General features: G+C 41.2%; 14 protein-coding genes. 5 read left to right on the top strand and 9 right to left on the bottom strand.

Annotated features, from left to right (window positions below; all coding sequences use genetic code 11):
* Positions 1-168 precede the first annotated feature (168 nt).
* Both B5X60_RS00995 and B5X60_RS00990 read left to right on the top strand, forming a co-directional pair.
* Positions 169-1,641 (top strand): amino acid permease, encoded by a 1,473-nt coding sequence (locus B5X60_RS00995; protein ID WP_079700708.1) that lies wholly within the window; start codon positions 169-171, stop codon positions 1,639-1,641.
* A gap of 91 nt (positions 1,642-1,732) precedes the next feature.
* Positions 1,733-2,308: a MarC family protein gene (locus tag B5X60_RS00990; protein ID WP_079700707.1), complete on the top strand. Its 576-nt coding sequence runs from the start codon at positions 1,733-1,735 to the stop codon at positions 2,306-2,308.
* Positions 2,309-2,322: 14 nt separating this feature from the next.
* On the opposite strand, the gene B5X60_RS00985 is transcribed toward B5X60_RS00990, so the two are convergent.
* The 3 genes from B5X60_RS00985 to guaA are packed head-to-tail and all read right to left on the bottom strand — an operon-like array spanning position 2,323 to position 6,225.
* Positions 2,323-3,498, bottom strand: coding sequence for an RsmB/NOP family class I SAM-dependent RNA methyltransferase (locus tag B5X60_RS00985; protein WP_079700706.1), 1,176 nt, complete (start codon positions 3,496-3,498; stop codon positions 2,323-2,325).
* Positions 3,495-4,739 (bottom strand): ABC transporter substrate-binding protein, encoded by a 1,245-nt coding sequence (locus B5X60_RS00980; protein ID WP_079700705.1) that lies wholly within the window; start codon positions 4,737-4,739, stop codon positions 3,495-3,497. Before B5X60_RS00980 ends, B5X60_RS00985 begins: the two co-directional genes overlap by 4 nt.
* Positions 4,696-6,225, bottom strand: a complete 1,530-nt coding sequence (gene guaA / locus B5X60_RS00975; RefSeq protein WP_079700704.1) for a glutamine-hydrolyzing GMP synthase — start codon at positions 6,223-6,225, stop codon at positions 4,696-4,698. Before guaA ends, B5X60_RS00980 begins: the two co-directional genes overlap by 44 nt.
* A 145-nt stretch (positions 6,226-6,370) precedes the next feature.
* On the opposite strand from guaA, the gene B5X60_RS00970 reads away from it, so the two are divergent.
* Together B5X60_RS00970 and B5X60_RS00965 are read left to right on the top strand one after the other, a co-directional pair.
* A complete protein-coding gene (locus B5X60_RS00970; RefSeq protein ID WP_079700703.1) occupies positions 6,371-6,841 on the top strand; it encodes a YdeI/OmpD-associated family protein in 471 nt (156 codons plus the stop codon).
* A gap of 84 nt (positions 6,842-6,925) precedes the next feature.
* Positions 6,926-7,543 (top strand): C40 family peptidase, encoded by a 618-nt coding sequence (locus tag B5X60_RS00965; protein ID WP_079700702.1) that lies wholly within the window; start codon positions 6,926-6,928, stop codon positions 7,541-7,543.
* Here the strand turns inward: B5X60_RS00965 and B5X60_RS00960 are convergent.
* The 3 genes from B5X60_RS00960 to B5X60_RS00950 form a co-directional block, all read right to left on the bottom strand.
* The gene (locus B5X60_RS00960) at positions 7,540-9,378 is read right to left on the bottom strand and encodes a UbiD family decarboxylase (RefSeq protein WP_079700701.1); all 1,839 of its coding nucleotides are present in this window, start codon (positions 9,376-9,378) and stop codon (positions 7,540-7,542) included. The genes B5X60_RS00965 and B5X60_RS00960 overlap by 4 nt on opposite strands.
* A 90-nt stretch (positions 9,379-9,468) precedes the next feature.
* The gene (locus B5X60_RS00955) at positions 9,469-9,894 is read right to left on the bottom strand and encodes a deoxycytidylate deaminase (protein ID WP_221406179.1); all 426 of its coding nucleotides are present in this window, start codon (positions 9,892-9,894) and stop codon (positions 9,469-9,471) included.
* A gap of 32 nt (positions 9,895-9,926) precedes the next feature.
* Positions 9,927-11,537, bottom strand: coding sequence for an MFS transporter (locus tag B5X60_RS00950; protein ID WP_245803435.1), 1,611 nt, complete (start codon positions 11,535-11,537; stop codon positions 9,927-9,929).
* 285 nt (positions 11,538-11,822) lie between these two features.
* On the opposite strand from B5X60_RS00950, the gene B5X60_RS00945 reads away from it, so the two are divergent.
* Positions 11,823-12,452, top strand: coding sequence for a LysE family translocator (locus B5X60_RS00945; protein WP_079700699.1), 630 nt, complete (start codon positions 11,823-11,825; stop codon positions 12,450-12,452).
* Positions 12,453-12,490: 38 nt separating this feature from the next.
* Here the strand turns inward: B5X60_RS00945 and B5X60_RS00940 are convergent, their stop codons facing one another.
* From B5X60_RS00940 to B5X60_RS00930, 3 genes are all read right to left on the bottom strand, one after another.
* Entirely contained in the window at positions 12,491-14,392 is a 1,902-nt protein-coding gene (locus tag B5X60_RS00940) for an amidophosphoribosyltransferase (RefSeq protein WP_079700698.1), read from the bottom strand.
* 126 nt (positions 14,393-14,518) lie between these two features.
* Positions 14,519-16,021 (bottom strand): NADH-quinone oxidoreductase subunit N, encoded by a 1,503-nt coding sequence (locus tag B5X60_RS00935; RefSeq protein WP_079700697.1) that lies wholly within the window; start codon positions 16,019-16,021, stop codon positions 14,519-14,521.
* Positions 16,018-17,622 carry a complex I subunit 4 family protein gene (locus B5X60_RS00930; RefSeq protein WP_079700696.1) on the bottom strand — a complete coding sequence of 535 codons (1,605 nt, stop codon included), beginning with the start codon at positions 17,620-17,622 and terminating at the stop codon, positions 16,018-16,020. Before B5X60_RS00930 ends, B5X60_RS00935 begins: the two co-directional genes overlap by 4 nt.
* Between the last annotated feature and the right edge of the window lie 8 nt (positions 17,623-17,630).

Genomic DNA, 17,630 nt, shown 5'->3' with positions numbered 1-17,630 from the left:
TACAAAAAGTGTATTACAAGCTTTTAAGGACCGCTTTTAGAATCGTCCAGCTACCATTTGTTTACCAAAACAAAAGCATAACTGAGTTTCATTTTTCAAATAAAATTAATTACGTTTGAGATCAGTTAAATGATAAAAACGTATATAAAACATTACTAAACCAATTGTATGTTCCACAAAAAATCAATCGAGCAGTTGATGCTCGAATCAGCTCAAACGGGTGAGGGTACTTTAAAGCGGTCATTATCCAGTTTTAATCTTGTTGCACTCGGTATTGGAGCTATTATAGGCGCAGGTCTGTTTTCATTAACAGGTATCGCAGCTGCTGAAAATGCAGGACCTGCCGTGACAATTTCATTTGCCCTTGCAGCTTTTGCCTGTGCATTTGCAGGATTGTGCTATGCTGAATTTGCTTCAATGATTCCTGTTGCCGGAAGTGCGTACACCTATTCTTATGCTACCATGGGCGAGTTTATGGCCTGGATCATTGGATGGGATCTTGTCCTTGAATATGCACTGGGAGCTGCTACGGTCGCAGTAAGCTGGTCCAGATATCTTCTGGAACTTCTTCACAAGTACAACATTAATCTTCCCCACGAGTTTATTGTTTCGCCCTGGGAAACGATGAAACTTGGCGACGGAACTGTGATCGACGGTGGCCTGATTAATCTTCCGGCTATCTTTATTGTGTGTGTTTTATCTCTGGTATTGATTCGTGGTACTCAGGGTTCTGCAAGCATGAATAACTTTCTCGTAATTTTAAAAGTAAGTGTAGTATTGATATTCATAGTTTTAGGATGGAGCCACATTAATCCTGACAACTATGTGCCTTACATCCCTGAAAATACAGGGAAATTTGAGAACTTCGGATGGAGTGGAATCTCCACTGGTGCGGCAGTTGTATTCTTTGCGTTTATCGGATTCGATGCCGTATCAACAGCAGCTCAGGAAGCTAAAAATCCTCAAAAAGGTATGCCGATTGGGATCCTTGGATCTCTGGTGGTATGTACAATCCTCTACGTCCTTTTTGCTCACGTAATGACTGGTCTTGTTAATTATAAGGATTTCGCAGGTGATGCAAAACCTGCTGCTACAGCATTTGCTATGACGGGATACAGTTTCCTGCAGGATGCGCTGATTATCGCCATTCTGGCGGGTTATACTTCGGTAATCCTGGTAATGCTTATGGGCCAATCGCGGGTGTTCTACACTATGGCTAAAGATGGTCTTTTACCAAAATTCTTTGCTGTTTTACACCCGGAATTCCGTACACCATGGAAAACAAACTTGTTCTTCCTTGTATTTGTCAGTCTTTTTGCAGGTCTGGTTCCGGTATCTGACTTAGGACATATGGTAAGTATTGGTACATTGTTCGCCTTTGTATTGGTGTGTATTGGAATTTTAGTTCTTCGCAAAACTTTACCTGATGCTGTAAGACCATTTAGAACTCCTTTAGTGCCATTTGTGCCGATTATGGGGATATTAGTTTGTATTTACCTTATGTATTCTTTACCTGCAGAAAGCTGGGTTCGTTTGTTTATCTGGATGGCACTGGGTGTTGCGGTGTACTTCAGCTATGGCAAAAAATACAGCAAGGTTCGTGAACTTAGAGATGGGAAAATCATCGAAAAAGACAGATAATACTAAAATTCAATTGTAATAGAAGGTTCCGGAATACTCTGGAACCTTTTTGCTTTTTAAAGGTCATTACTTGTAAATTATTATAAACAAGATGGAAAGCCTCGCATTTAACTACAATCAAATTCTCTCTGTAACAATGATCCTTTTTGCGATCATCGATATACTTGGGTCCATCCCTATCGTGATCGCCCTTCGCAACAAGGCTGGACATATACAATCCGGAAAAGCATCAATTGTGGCATTGGTTCTAATGATTTTATTTCTTTTTGTAGGTGAACAAATGCTTAAAATCATCGGTCTGGATGTTTCGTCATTTGCCATAGCCGGGTCAATCGTAATTTTCATTATTGCGATGGAAATGATATTGGGAATAAATCTGTTCAAAGAGGAAGTTTCGTCGAGTGTGTCAATCGTGCCGTTGGCATTTCCTTTAATTGCCGGTTCCGGAACATTAACCACCCTCCTGTCGTTAAAATCAGAATATGCCACTCAAAACATAATCATTGGGATTATGCTAAACATGTTGTTTGTATACATCGTGTTAAAGAATACCATTTGGCTTGAAAAAATCCTTGGTAAAACCGGACTGGCGGTGTTGAGAAAAGCGTTCGGGATAATTCTATTGGCAATAGCGATTAAACTTTTCCGACACAATACAGGCTTGTAATTACTAGCACATTATTAGAGATCGGACTTGATGAGCCTTGCTGCAAACATCGTGTCCGCTTTATTTTCGTATCCCTTGAGTACCTCCTGCATTTCCAATTTCAATCCATGGTCCGAAATAAGGTAGTTTACGACATCTTCGTTTTCCTGTTTGAAGACGGAGCAGGTTATATAAATCAGGGGCTTACCTGGCTTTAGGTACTTTAAAACATTCGAGGCTATAGTCTTCTGAAGATTTTGGAACCCCTGAATTTTGTGTTCATGAAACTGGCTTGTCATTTCGGGTGTTCTTCCCCAGGTTCCAGATCCACTGCAGGGCGCATCCAGAATTATACCGTCGAAATGATAATCGTGAAGTACCTGGTCTACGTTTTGAGTCAGATCAATTACTTTCTTTTGATAGGTGCGCAAGCCTGCATTAATGAACCGTTCGTCAAGGTTGTCCAAAACACTTTCCCTTATATCAGATACAACTAATTTTAAATCCGGCTGTTCAGAGAATAATAAAAGAGATTTTCCACCAGACGCCGCACATGCGTCCCACCAGTATTCATAGCGGTTCGGTTTAAAAGAACCGAGAGTTTGCTGGGATGAAAGATCCTGAATCTCAAATGGCTTTGTGGGAAATTCAGTATCCGAAAAAATGGCGTTCAGGTTAGTCCCGTTTGGAAGGGCCAGAGTATATTGTCCTATTTGTTTAAATGGAATCGCAGTTTGCGAAAGTGCGAAGAGTACGACATCTTCCTTATGCGGATGAATCCTTATATAAAGATCAGGTTGCACAAAAAAGGATTTAAGAAAGACTTCCGGATCAATCCCAATTGAAAGAGGTCCAAATGGAAATACGTCTTCAAGGTTAAAATTGTATTCTTCCTTGAGGTAACTAATTTTATCGTCGAGGGTTAGATAAATCTTCTCGTTGAGTTCAGGTCTAAAATGTTGTAAAAATGGATTATCCACGGCCGTGCAAAGAAACTCCGCAATAAAAAGCCTTTCCTCAATCTTTCTGCCTGGTAAAGTTTTGCCCAACCGATAATAATTATACAAAAGCCTGGACGCAGATCGGCGGTCGTTCGAGCCCATCTGCTTATTTTTTCTGAAAAACTCAGGGAGAAATTTAGCAAGCGGCCGATCTTCCGGATAACTTTCTAATACACGTAAAAAAGTTCTCAGTTGTTGTTCTGACCTCATCGTATTGGTTGTAATTCCAGTGCACGATAGGTAAGCAACATTAGTTCTGAATTGCTATAACCAGTCAGAGGGTCTTTTGAAAAACGAAAATTATTATGGAGGCCGTAATATAGCTCTTTACCAACGTGTTGTGCATAATCCTTACCATACTTTTCGAGTAAGCCGCCAAAATAATACCCCACATCAAAGCCTTTGAAGGAGAACTCTGAGGGTTCAAAACCAAATTCATCGCGATACCTCGCGATAAAATTCTTTACATTACCCGCTTTATAATCTACAAAATAAGAAGATGTCAATTTTGTCTTTAACGCCTGCATTTTGGTCCCTTCAAGAAAACTTGCCTTAGTCCAATTGGGGTGCCCAACGAGTTCAATTTTATAATTCTCAGTCGTTAATTTATAAAGTTTATCGATAGTTGGCAGCAAAAAAGCCCGGTCTGAAGATGAAAGAATTACCACATTACTCTTGGTCGAACTAAGATAAGTTTGCAGCCCGATTGCGTTAGGCCGTTCTACAATCTTAAACTTACCCTTTGAAAGCTCGCTGATATATTTTCTTAGTGGCGCAGAAAACTTTTCGTCATCGTTCTTCTTGGTATTCACCAATACAATGTTTACAGTTTCTGGTTTGTAGTTACGAACGATATAATCGGCTATCTTCCAACCATGCTGATCAACGCTGTTATTTACCGTGACTAGATTAGAGTTTTTAAACTGTGAAGGCAAAGATGCAGCAAGCGGTGACACAATTAGTTTAGCTGGATTCTTTTCAAAAAACTCTGAAAAAGTACTCAGTGCATCAGGGAACACCGGTCCGATAACAATATCGTTTTCATTTACAGACGCAGCTCGTGCTAAATTCACTACCCGAGCTTCCTGATCCTGTGTATCAAATACCTGAAGTTTATAATTATGTCCATTTTTGGAAAGAGAATCAAGTGCAAGTCTAAATCCCTGATAAAAGTCTACGGCCAAATCAGCTTTTCCAAGCTCCTTTGCTCCCGCGGTTTTGAGATTGATAGTATTAAGCTCGAACGGGAGAAGAAGAACTACAGAATGGTCGATATCTTTTTTGACAGGGCGTACTTCTTCATTTTTCTGATCTACCGGCGGTACTTTAACGCCATCAGGTCTAACAGGAACTACCCTTTTTGAACATGCTGAAATGAATACAATCAGGAATAGAATGAGTATGTACTTATTCCCATTCGATAGTTGCAGGGGGTTTGGAACTAATATCATACACTACTCTGTTAATTCCTTTTACGTTATTAATTATTTCATTTGAAATCTTCGCAAGAAGCTCGTATGGGAGGTGGCTCCAATCAGCTGTCATACCGTCTACCGAACTCACAGCACGTAAACAAATAACATGCTCATAAGTTCTTTCATCACCCATAACTCCCACAGACTGAACAGGTAAAAATATTGCACCAGCTTGCCACACTTTATCATACCAGCCTGAAGTCTTTAAATTATTGATGTAGATCGCATCTGCTTCCTGAAGAATAGCAACCTTTTCAGGAGTAATATCGTCCAGAATTCTGATAGCGAGTCCCGGGCCTGGAAAAGGGTGTCTTCCCAATAAAGCCTGATCCATTCCGAGGGTCTTTCCTACTCTTCGAACTTCATCTTTGAACAAAGTATTTAACGGCTCAACTACCTTTAACTTCATGAAATCCGGAAGTCCACCAACGTTGTGATGCGATTTTATAGTCGCAGACGGCCCTTTTACCGAAATCGATTCGATTACATCGGGATAAATCGTTCCTTGACCTAGCCATTTTACATCCTGAACTTCGTGTGCGGCATCATCAAAGACCTCGATAAATACTCTGCCAATTGCTTTCCGTTTGAGCTCCGGATCTTTCAATCCAGCTAACTGTCCTAAAAACCTGTCCCCAGCCCTCACTCCTCTCACATTTAATCCCATATGCTGATAAGAGTCAAGAACTTGCTCAAATTCGCCCTTCCGAAGTAGACCGTTATCAACAAAAATGCAATGTAGATTAGATCCAATAGCTTGATGCAACAGTACGGCAGCTACAGAAGAGTCTACTCCACCTGATAAACCTAAAATAACCTTATCATGTCCAAGTCGTTCTTTGAGTGAGGCTACGGTGCTTTCGATGAAAGCGTCTGGTGTCCAATCCTGAGAACAGCCGCAAATATCCACAAGGAAATTCTCAAGTAGTTGCTTACCATCAGTACTATGGGTTACCTCAGGGTGAAATTGTATCCCATACACTTTAGTGTTTTTGATATGGAAAGCAGCGACCTTCACAGAATCAGTACTGGCAATGATCTCAAAATTTTCTGGAATTGATGCTATCGTGTCAGCATGCGACATCCATGTCTGGCTACCTGGATTAATATTTTTGAAAAGCGGATGACTATGATCGATAAATTCCAGGTTTGCCCGACCATATTCGCGGGTTGAAGATGCTTTTACTTCTCCACCTGATTTTTGCGCAATATACTGCGCTCCGTAACAAACGCCCAAAACAGGGTAGCTTTCATGTAGTTTCTTAAAATCAATTTGCGGAGCGTCATCCTGTCTAACGGAATAAGGACTTCCCGAAAGAATAACTCCCTTTACGGTATTATCAAATTCAGGCAGGTTGTTGAATGGATGTATTTCGCAGTATACGTTTAGCTCTCTGACTCTCCGGGCAATAAGCTGAGTGTATTGCGACCCGAAGTCAAGAATGATGATCTTTTCTTGCATGGGCAAAGATACTTTTTTGAAGCGATACACGAGAAGCGACTAGGGAGAAATTAACTCGTCAAGTAAGATTTTTTTTAAACCCAAAAGCGTTTCAGCATTTCGCTAATCGAAGCATCTGTATATATTTGAACTACAGGTCAGGCTAATGGAAAGAGTGTCATTTAATGTTGTTTTAGAACCTCTTGACGAGAAAATGGTTCATCATTTAATCGTGGTTCCCGATGAAATTGCAAAACAGTTTGTAACTGGTAAAGGCGCGCCAAGAATACTCTGTTCTGTAGAAGGCAGTGCTGAGTTCCCGTGTGCATTAAATCCCCGGCATGGGAGACATGTAATTATTGCCAGCCAACAACTCATCAAAAAAAATAAACTTTCCCTGGAGCGGCCTTTTTCAATTGCAATTCGGCATGACCCTCATAATGGCCTGGGCCTGCCGGAAGAACTTGCCGAGGTGCTTGAACAGGATGAGGTAGCCAGCAAGGCTTATGATGCGCTGAACGATGGCCATAAGAGAGGTTTAATTCATTATATCAACCAGGCAAAATCTGTAGATAGCCGCGTCAAGCGATCTATTGAAATTATGGAAAAAATGAAAGAGCGGGGGAATTGGACGTAATAATCAACATTGATCAATCCAAAGGTCAAAGCTCCTGAGTGTTAAAGCGTTCATTTCTGGTCGCATATTTGCATTGCCCTATGTATGAGGGTACTATTCTTTTGCTTATTCGTAATTATAACTATTTCACGGTGCAATTCCGGGGCACAAAAGCATCATATTCCCAAAGAAACCAAAATTGGTGACTCTTCTACAGTACACAACACAAGTGATACCGCACAATATACCACCCCAGAACAACCTGAAGAAGTTCCCGCGTGGAATTATGCTGATTCGCTGGATGTGCAATACATAAACCCTGGTAAAACGCAGCCTGATGAACTCGTCGATTATGCCGAGACTCTTATTGGAACTCCTTACCTGTATGGTTCAATTGACCCCAATAAAGGATTTGATTGCTCAGGGTTCATTTCCTTTGTCTTTAATCATTTCAAAATTGCTGTACCGAGGTCTTCAGTAGAATTTACATCCGTTGAGCGTGAAATCAGCTTGAAGCAGGCGAAAAGAGGAGATATCATTCTATTTACAGGAACTGACAGTACTAAACGTGTTGTTGGCCATATGGGAATCATAACATCTGCCGAAAATGGTCATGAATTTATTCATTCGACTTCAGGCAAAGCTTACGGAGTAACCAAAACGCCATTAAATAAATATTATCAGGGAAGATTCGTAAAAGCAATCCGGATTTTTAACAATTAGATAATCCCGTGTAAGGAACCTCCTACCTTTGCCAGCTCATCTATACTTTTCTCCACTTTGGGATCTTTAATAAGTAAAGGCGCATGATGAGGCTTGATTCGTGCGTCAATGATCATTGGCCCCCTGCACCCCCAGTGCTTATTTTCGGTGAAAGAATTAATACCGTGAATATCATGAGAAGGATTGCTGCGTGTAAATGTCACCCATACGAAATTATTGATAGTCTCTGAGGTGAATCCCGCATCGTCACAAAGAACAATTAGCGGAATGCTATCCAAACTTTTAAAACCCACAGAACTACTTAAAATATCGATTTGCTTGGCAGTTTCTTCCGGCCCCCCATATGACGGTGCATCAACTGCCAAAACACCGGGCATTACAAGTTTATTTTTATCAAATGGCCTGGGAAGAGAAAAGGTTGCTGGCAATTCGCTCCAAAGTTCACGTTTTTTATCGCCGGCAGCAGCAATCGCAATCTTTGATCCCGAATTGATATCCGTACCGCTGTAATCAAGCGTATCGATCGTTGTCTTTGTATAAAAATGGAGATCCCGCGTCAAGTCGACCCTTTCCAGTATATGCTGCAGAAATCCCTCAATGTCGTTAGTACTAAGAGAAGGATTATCTCCTTTATTCGCAATAAAAAGAAACTTTGCGAGACTCAACTGACTTTTTCCCAGAATATGATTTGCGAGAGTTAGAAGTTCCTGCGGTTTCTTCTCTGTTAGATAGGGCGTGTACCGTTCGCTCCCAATAGCGAACAACAAGGGGTGTACTCCTGCCGCATCAACAGCATTCACTTCATGTAATCCCGGTATTTCCCGTGGAATCGCTGATCCCGTAATTTCGTGGATTAAAGCCCCGAAACTGGTATCTTCCTGTGGTGGTCTGCCTACTACTGTGAACGACCAAATTGGATTCTTCCTATGATAAACATTTCTGACCTTCATCAACGGAAACGGGTGCTTTAAGCTGTAGTAACCCAAATGGTCACCGAATGGACCTTCATCTTTGTTGTCGCCCGGAGAAACGGTACCAGTAATTACGAAGTCAGCGTCGGAGGAAATGCAAAAGCCATCCTCATCGTAAAAATATCTAAATCGTCTATTCCCTAATGCGCCGGCAAATGTCATTTCAGAAAGCCCTTCAGGAAGAGGCATCACTGCGGCAAGTGGATGCGATGGCGGCCCTCCAATAAAAATGCTAACTTTTAAGGGTTGACCAATTGCGTTGGCCTTTGTTTGGTGTACACCGATTCCACGGTGAAGCTGGTAATGTAGACCAATTTCCTTATTCGTTATGTAATCATTACCTCCTAGCTGGATTCGATACATGCCGAGGTTTGCATTCATAATTCCGGGATGATCAATATCTTCAGTGTAGACCTGCGGCATTGTCACAAAAGGCCCGCCATCCATTGGCCAGTGTGTGATTTGCGGGAGTTCGTTGACTTGTATTTTCCCGAATTTGACAGGAGGCCTGAAATTTGATCTCCATGGAAGGGCTGATACAGCGGTAAGACCAACGCCCGCATATTTCAATGGGTTTTTAAAGGCTTTGATTGGATCTGATTTCAGATCAACGAGTGTTTTAATTTTGTCCAGTGTATCTCTGAACATAAACTTGGAACGTTCTAAAGTTCCGAAAAGATTGGAAACAGCAGGAAATTTGCTGCCTTTCAGGTTTTCAAAAAGTAATGCAGGCCCTTGATTTTCATAAACACGTAAATGAATGGCGGCTGCCTGCAGGTGGGGGTCGACTTCTTCTTTTATCCGGATGAGGTGTCCGTGTCGTTCAAGATCTGAAACGCATTCTGCAAGGCTCTTATATCCCATTATTTACTATAAAAAAACGATGGGCAATTTAAGAAATTAAATGGAGGCTGGATGTCAAAAGTCGCGGGTTATTTGATTTGAAGCAGCTCGTTAGTGGTCATATTTGCGGCACACTACGCCAAATCTGTTCAGAAAATCAACACCTTCATCGGAAGGCAAACCTTTATATTCAGCATAGGAAGCTTTGAACCATACCTTTTTAACCCCTGATGAATAGATTATTCGGGCGCATGCGAGGCAAGGAGATAGGGTAAGATACAACGTCGAACCCTCAAGTGTAGCTCCATTTTTTACTGCATAGAGTATTGCGTTTTCTTCTGCATGAAGAGCCAACGAACAACTATTCTTAGAGTCCCTAGGACATCCTGATTCCGGCCATTCTTCATCGCAGTTATGCGTTCCTGCTGGAGGTCCATTATATCCGATAGAAATTATACGGGTGTCTTTCGTTAAAACAGCACCAACCTGAGCCTTCACGCAATGAGATCGTGCGGCCAGGTCGGTGGCTAGTTTCATAAAAATTAAGTCGAAGCTTGGCTTTTCTATCATTAATGCGATGCTTCTGCATCCAGCTTGCTTACGTCAATCCCTTGCTTCTTCAGCTCCGAACTAACTTTGATTGCAAAATATACGATGTAAACAAAACAGATAACAGGTACAATGTAAGAGATGTGAATACCGCTTCCATCCGCAAGTAAGCCCTGTACCGGCGGGATAATTGCGCCTCCAAGAATCATCATAATAAGGAAAGCTGAACCCTGACTAGTGTATTTCCCCAATCCTGCTATAGATAAGGCAAATATACATGGCCACATAATTGAACAGCAAAGGCCACCACTAAGGAACGCATATGTTGCAATCTTACCAGTAGTCATTAAACCTATTATCATTGCAATTGCTCCAAGGACACCGAACGTCAAAAGCGTTTTGGCAGGTTTTTCCTGACTATAAAAGAAACCTGCGATGAGGATGGCAACACAAATCGCATAAACGTAAAACTGGCTTACATCTGTTCCGTTCCAGTCGTTTGCGAACAATATAATCCCAAAGGCCACGAATGGTACAACGATAGTTAGAATATTTTTTGTGCTTTTTGAAAGCCTGAATGCACTGACAGCACCTGTCCAGCGTCCAATCATCATACTTCCCCAATACATCGAAATAAACGGCGCAATAGTCGCATCGTTATATCCACCAAACTCAGGTAATTTCAAAAGGGTACCCATATTTCCTTGAATAGTCACCTCGACACCAACATATGTAAAAATGGCCATCATGCCCAAAATCAACTGAGGATATCCCATAGCACCCCAACCAGACTTATCTTTCGAAGCAGCTCCGAGGGTTAAGAAAAGGGTCAATACAATAATAATCAATGCAGCATATACGAAATAGGATAAACTCACACCAGTCATTTCAGAAAGAGGTATACCAGCCAATACCAAAACAAAGGCTACAAAAATTACTCCCAGTGGCAGGTTGGTTTTGTCACTTGATTCAATTTTTTCGTCGCTTGTTACCTTGGGCAATTTAGATACCGCAAAGAATGCTGCTACTGCAAGGAAGAGACCTGCCAGCACATAGTACAAAGTATTAATCGAGGTGATTTCAACTTCCTTCGGCGTCACAGCATGTGCGCTCCCAAAAAGAATTATACTGACAGCAATTGGTCCGAGGATACTTCCAAAGTTATTTACTCCACCGGCGAGATTCAAGCGATCGGCGCCTGTTACGGGACTACCTAAAGCAATCACAAAGGGATTGGCAGCAGTTTGCTGCAGAGAAAAGCCAATAGCTACAAAGAAAAATGCGGTTAGAATGAAAGCAAAGGAGCCTGAATTAACCGCCGGAATCATAAGAAGCGCCCCAGCGGCAGATATGACAAGCCCTATAACAATGGCATTCTTATAACCAAGTTTATTAATAATATCAACCTTGGTGATCTTCGATGCGTAGAATAAAATTAACGATCCGATAAAATAACCTCCATAAAAGGTATACTCAATCAACTGTGATTCGAACTGAGTCAGGTTAAAATGCGTTTTACAAAAAGGAATAAATATACCATTGCTGGCAGCCAGGAAGCCCCAGAAAAAAAACACCGTTATTATTGTGTATAACGCGGATCCATAATTACTTTGTGAGCTTTTCTCCATCATTTAAAGATTAGGTTTTTTAAAATGTAACCCTAACATAAATTAATTTTCTGACATCTGAACGAATTTTTTTGAGAGCTTTTAGGTGTGTGTTACCTGTAAAGGCGGTATTGTGATGTAGAACTCCTCTGATCTAAATAGTAAAACAGTGATAGTGAATACCATAAGCTGATTCGATATGTATGCACCTATTTCGATTGGTGAGCCGCAGGTGAAACCTAAACCTTTTTTCTATTGTTATTAGGCAGAGTATTCGCATATTCGCAAAATTGGATTTAACAATTCGTAATGATCGAATCAATTATATCAGGAATTGGATTAGGATTTGTGCTGTCGTTTTTAACCGGTCCTGTATTTTTCGCTCTGATTAAAACAAGTATTGAAAAAGGATTCTATGCTGGTGTTTCACTTGCTGCCGGAGTCGTAGTAAGTGACATATTTTATGTGGCCCTAACCCTTTACGGTAGTTCTTTTCTAGCACTGGAAAACACATACAGGGTACAAATCGGGGTTGCTGGAAGCACTATTCTATTTGCGATAGGAATCTATTATCTGTTCAAAAAAGTTAAGGTCAACTACGAAAAAACAACTTCAAAACGCCATAATACAGGTTACTTTCTGAAAGGCTTCCTGATGTGCATCTTCAATCCGGCAATACTGCTCTATTGGTTGAGTGTTACGAGTGGGGTTGTTTCTATTTCTGGGAAGATTGACACTTCCGAGGTAATTCCATTTTTCGGTTCTATATTGGTAACCCAGTTCAGCGTAGATGTTATTAAAGCTTATTATGCTAATAAACTTCGCTATAAAATAAAGGAAAAGACCATTTCAAACCTGAACAGGATTGCAGGGGTCCTTATATTAATCTTTGCTGTGAGATTGTTGTACAATCTGTTGACGGGGCATTCTTTGATTTAAGTCAAAACCATATTCTAGGTCCGGCTTAATAATTAAAATTAATAAGCCCTCTGATTTTTCCCTTCCATCCAGTTCATGAATGCTTTGTTGACGACCTTATTACCTCCAGGTGTAGGGTAATTACCTGAGAAATACCAGTCGCCCAAATGATCAGGAATAGCTTTGTGCAGATTGTCAAGAGTCTGATAGATAACCTGAACCTCAGTTTGAATTTCCTTTGGTGTAATTATCTTGGCAATTCTGTCTGATATCTGCTGATCGGTAAACTGATTATAAATCTGCTGAACATAATTCTTAACCTGCTTATTACCGAGCTTTTGTGATTCGAGACAATTTTGATAAACTTCTTCTATGACAGCTTCCTTACCCGTCTCTCTCAAAAGCGAAATAGCAGCTTCAAAAGCCACAAACTCCCCCATTCTCGACATATCAATACCATAACAATCCGGATAACGGATCTGCGGTGCAGAAGAAACAACAATTACCTTCTTTGGTCCCAGCCTGTCAAGGATCTTCAAGATACTTTGCTTCAAGGTTGTTCCGCGTACGATGGAATCGTCAAGAACAACAAGGTTATCTGTACCCCTTTTAATCAAGCCGTAAGTTGTATCATACACATGAGCAACCATTTCGCCGCGATCGGCATCCTGTGTTATAAAAGTCCTTAACTTCACGTCCTTTATAGCGATCTTTTCAACTCTTGGGGCAATATTCAGAACTTCTTCAAGTTCTTTATCAGATATACGATCAGCGCGGTTGAGAAGCGTGTCACGCTGGTACTGTTTAACATATTTGTGTATTCCTTCAACCATTCCATAGAAAGCAACTTCAGCAGTATTAGGAATGAAGGAAAATACTGTGTTCTTCAGATCATTATCGATTGCGCCAAGAATCTGAGGGCAAAGCAGACGACCAAGCTGCTTTCTTTCACGGTAAACTGATGCATCGCTGCCTCGTGAGAAATAAATTCGCTCAAATGAACAAGACTTTTGCACTTCGGGCTCTCGAAACTGCTCTTCCGTTACCCTTCCGTTTTTCTTTACAATAAGCGCATGACCTGGTTTGATCTCCTTCACCGATTCCAGTGGGACGTTGAAAGCTGTCTGTATCGCAGGACGTTCAGATGTGACAATAACTATTTCATCATCATGATAGTAGAATGCAGGCCTGATACCGGCAGGATCACGCATTACAAATGCATCTCCGTGCCCCAAAATCCCACTTATTGTATACCCGCCGTCCCAGGTTTTGGCAGATCGGCGGAGAATGGAAGCTACATCTAAGTGTTCTGCAATTTGGTGACTGATTGCTTCATTAGAAAATCCATCAGCTTTATACTTATCGAAAAGCTCCTGGTTTTCTGTATCTAAAAAGTGTCCGATCTTTTCGAGGACCGTAACCGTATCTGTCCTTTCTTTTGGGTGCTGTCCGAGCTCAAAAAGCTGCTCGAGAAGTTCATCCACATTGGTCATATTGAAATTCCCGCTGATCACGAGGTTACGCGTCATCCAGTTATTCTGCCGAAGAAAAGGATGACAGCTCTCAATACTATTCTTACCGTGGGTACCATAGCGAAGATGGCCCATTAATACTTCCCCGGTGAAGCTTATATTCTCCTTTAACCATTCTGTATCCTGCAAAAGCTCAGGAGTATTCTTTTGAACTTCTGCAAACTTATTCTGAACATATTCAAAAATCTCAGCAACTGCATTCGCACCCATCGCCCGGTGTCTGCTGATATATCTTTTACCCGGCTGAACATCCAGTTTTATAGTAGCTATGCCTGCACCGTCTTGCCCCCGGTTATGCTGCTTTTCCATCAGCAAATACAACTTATTAAGCCCGTAAAGAGCTGTGCCGTATTTTTTCTGATAATAAGATAGGGGTTTTAAAAGGCGGATAAGTGCGATTCCGCACTCGTGTTTGATCTGCTCGCTCATACTTGGTTGTGAGTATGCAAAAGTAGATATTTAATCCCTAAGAAGCCAATGAAATCCCTCGGAATATCGCTTAAAATTCGCGGGATTCAACAAATTGACAATGTGATTATTAAAGCGAACCCCTTCTTATAAATGACCGAGAATCGCGGATGGGAAAATGATAAAAAAGAGAAGGAGGAAAACTAAAAACATACTGATATAGCTTTTCGGTGAATTTTTAAACGCTATAATCGGGTCATCACTTTTTCGTAAAAAAGCGTTCAGGGGAATCCGGAAATAATAAAAGAGAGATACAACAGTACTTAATGCCCCAACAATAATCAACGTCATGATCAAGCCTGATCCGGATGAATTATATGCTTCGATTGCCGCGGAAAATATCAGAAATTTCGCGGTGAAACCAGCAGTTGGCGGCAGGCCGGTTAGCGAAACGAGGACAACTACCATAGCAATCATTAGTAGACTGAATGATTTACCAAGCCCTTTATATTCATCGATATCTTGTTTCCCAGTCTTTTCTTCAACTTCATCAACTATCATAAAGGCAGCCATATTCATGATAGAATAGATGACCATATAGAATACAATAGCTTTGAAACCACTGACTGAAAAGATAAAAAGCCCCATAAGCATAAACCCGGTATGACCGATAGATGAATAAGCCAACATTCGCTTCACATTATTCTGCCAGATTGCGCCAAAATTTCCAACGATCATACTCGCAATTGCAGTTACAGCCAAAACACCTGTTAAACTGAACATAGAATTGTCAATGCCGGATAAGCTCAGTGGCTGGAAGGGGGCAAGAAGTCTGATCAAAATACCAAATCCGGCGATCTTAGGTGCCGTAGATAAAAATGCAGTAACGGGCGTTGGCGCTCCCTGATAAACATCTGGTGCCCAAAAGTGAAAAGGGACAAGAGAAAGCTTGAAGGCGACTCCAATGAGCATCATTATAAGTGCGGGGCCCCAGGAAAAGAACGGGGTAGTGCTTAAGAAACTTACAAATTGAGCTGAAAACAAATCAAGGCTGCCGCTAAAACTGTAAATCAATGACATCCCATAAAGCATAAAAGCCGAACAAACCGCACCAAACAGCGCATATTTCATAGCAGCCTCACTTTGTTTAGGGCTATTCGATAAATAACCAACCATTAGGTATGAGCCAACCGAAACCATTTCCAAGGAAAGATAGACCATCAGCAAGTTTTCTGACATGACCATTAGATTTAATCCTAATTGAACAGCCATTAAAATACTAAAAAGGTCACCTGTGCCTTTGTTGCTGGACTGAAGGTCTTTATGATACCTTACAAACAATACAAAAAGGATACTTATGAAGCAGAATATAAGTTTGAAGAGTGTTGAAAGATGATCCTGAACTATCATCCCCCCAAATAGCTGAACCGGAGATTGTTTAAGCATATTGAAACTCAAAACACCAGCAAATAATGTTGATAAAAGAGCAACAAAAGCAGGTAACTGGGGGAATTTCTTAGCAAAAAATAAATCTGAAAGGATAACTAACAGAAATCCAAGTCCAAGCGCAAACTCAGGGTAAAAAAATGAGAGACTGTTTATAGTTTCATTTAAAGAAATGGATATGTAGGGGATAAAATCCTTCATCATCCTGAAATCAACTGAATGAATGCGAGGACAGATGCGTTCATTTTACTAAAAACCAAAGATGGAAATATCCCGAGCAATACCGCCAAAATGGCCAGGGGAACCAGTGCAAATTTTTCGTTGGTATTTACATCTTTCAATTGCTGCAACCATTTATCACCGCCTTTCAGGCGCGTTTGTCCAAAATACATGCGTTGCAACGTCCATAAAAAGTACGCAGCACTCAAAAGAATTCCAACTGAGCCGCAGATAGCCATCCATCTGGGCAGCAAGCCGTTGACTTCCTGTGATGTAAACGCTCCGATCAAACTAAAAGCTTCGGCCATAAATGCCGAGAAGCCCGGTAATCCAAGTGAAGCAAAAAAAGCAATCACAACAAACGCGGTATATTGCGGCATCACTAATGCCAGTCCCCTAAAATTGGCGATTTCCCTATCGTGCACACGATTATAAAGCATTCCCACCAGGAAGAATAGCATGGCCGAGAGGCCACCATGACTAATCATTTGAAGAACAGCCCCGCTCACGCCTTCAGCAGTACCTGATGCTATGCCTAATAAGACAAAACCCATATGGGATACCGAAGAATAAGCTATAAGTCGCTTCAAATCCGATTGAGCAAGAGCGTTTAGTGCTCCATACAGAATGGAAACAACGCCTATAAGACCAATCCACCATGCCGACTGGATTGCAGCATCGGGGAAAATGCTATAGCAGATGCGCAGAATCCCGTAACCTCCCACCTTAAGAAGCAGTCCTGCGAGGATAATTGATACCGGAGTTGGTGCTTCTACATGGGCATCAGGAAGCCAGGTGTGCAGAGGAACAATAGGTACTTTAATAGCAAAGGCCACAAAAAGAACTATGAATCCTAAAAGTCTTGCGGAAATACCTAACAAGCTTTGGGGCGCGACACTAGAAAATACTGAGCTTCCAAGATAACTTCCCGGATCCATCATTAAGATCATATTGAAGGTATGATTTCCAGTGGCGGGGTTTAATACGGAAAAGTATAATCCTATTATGACCAGCAACATGAAAACAGAGCCAAACAGGGTGTAAAGGAAGAACTTCATAGCCGCATACTCTCTTCTAACTCCACCCCACATTCCGATAAGGAAATAAAGAGGCAGGAGCATGAGCTCATAGAAAATGTAGAAAAGAAAGAAATCCAGAGCGCAAAACACGCCCATGACCGCTGTATTTAATAACAAAAGTAGTGCGAAAAAAGCTTTCAGATTGGCTTTGATCTCCCAGGATGCCAATGTGGCGACAAACATAATCAATGAGGAAAGAACAAGAAATGGCATCGAAAACCCATCAATTCCTAACAAGTAATCGATCTCAAGCTTCCCAATTGACCCTAAATCTAATCTGATCCATGCCATTTTCTCAACAAACTGAAACTGACTTTCCTTGTTTACACCCGCAAAAGCTGCCGAATTATTGAAATTCAGGTAAATAAACACACTGACGAAAAATTGAATGAGGCTCGTACCCAGCGCAATGTGTTTAAAGCGATCACGAAATCCTGAGGGCAATAGGATTATCACCAAAGCTGCAACAAGTGGCAAGAATACCAGGAAAGACAGTAGATGGTTCATTTCAATCC

The sequence above is a fragment of the Daejeonella lutea genome (assembly GCF_900168015.1).
GTDB classification, from domain to species: Bacteria; Bacteroidota; Bacteroidia; order Sphingobacteriales; family Sphingobacteriaceae; genus Daejeonella; species Daejeonella lutea.
The sequence above is the reverse complement of the archived record's forward strand: the minus strand, read 5'-3'. Positions and strand labels throughout refer to the sequence as shown.

Excerpts from the sequence above, each read along its gene's own strand:
- B5X60_RS00940 (WP_079700698.1), bottom strand. The coding sequence starts at position 14,392 with ATGAGCGAGCAGATCAAACACGAGTGCGGAATCGCACTTATCCGCCTT.
- B5X60_RS00955 (WP_221406179.1), bottom strand. The coding sequence starts at position 9,894 with ATGAAACTAGCCACCGACCTGGCCGCACGATCTCATTGCGTGAAGGCT.
- B5X60_RS00985 (WP_079700706.1), bottom strand. The coding sequence starts at position 3,498 with ATGAGGTCAGAACAACAACTGAGAACTTTTTTACGTGTATTAGAAAGT.
- B5X60_RS00930 (WP_079700696.1), bottom strand. The coding sequence starts at position 17,622 with ATGAACCATCTACTGTCTTTCCTGGTATTCTTGCCACTTGTTGCAGCT.
- B5X60_RS00970 (WP_079700703.1), top strand. The coding sequence starts at position 6,371 with ATGGAAAGAGTGTCATTTAATGTTGTTTTAGAACCTCTTGACGAGAAA.
- B5X60_RS00935 (WP_079700697.1), bottom strand. The coding sequence starts at position 16,021 with ATGATGAAGGATTTTATCCCCTACATATCCATTTCTTTAAATGAAACT.
- B5X60_RS00965 (WP_079700702.1), top strand. The coding sequence starts at position 6,926 with ATGAGGGTACTATTCTTTTGCTTATTCGTAATTATAACTATTTCACGG.
- B5X60_RS00995 (WP_079700708.1), top strand. The coding sequence starts at position 169 with ATGTTCCACAAAAAATCAATCGAGCAGTTGATGCTCGAATCAGCTCAA.
- B5X60_RS00950 (WP_245803435.1), bottom strand. The coding sequence starts at position 11,537 with ATGATGGAGAAAAGCTCACAAAGTAATTATGGATCCGCGTTATACACA.
- guaA (WP_079700704.1), bottom strand. The coding sequence starts at position 6,225 with ATGCAAGAAAAGATCATCATTCTTGACTTCGGGTCGCAATACACTCAG.
- B5X60_RS00990 (WP_079700707.1), top strand. The coding sequence starts at position 1,733 with ATGGAAAGCCTCGCATTTAACTACAATCAAATTCTCTCTGTAACAATG.
- B5X60_RS00945 (WP_079700699.1), top strand. The coding sequence starts at position 11,823 with ATGATCGAATCAATTATATCAGGAATTGGATTAGGATTTGTGCTGTCG.
- B5X60_RS00980 (WP_079700705.1), bottom strand. The coding sequence starts at position 4,739 with ATGATATTAGTTCCAAACCCCCTGCAACTATCGAATGGGAATAAGTAC.
- B5X60_RS00960 (WP_079700701.1), bottom strand. The coding sequence starts at position 9,378 with ATGGGATATAAGAGCCTTGCAGAATGCGTTTCAGATCTTGAACGACAC.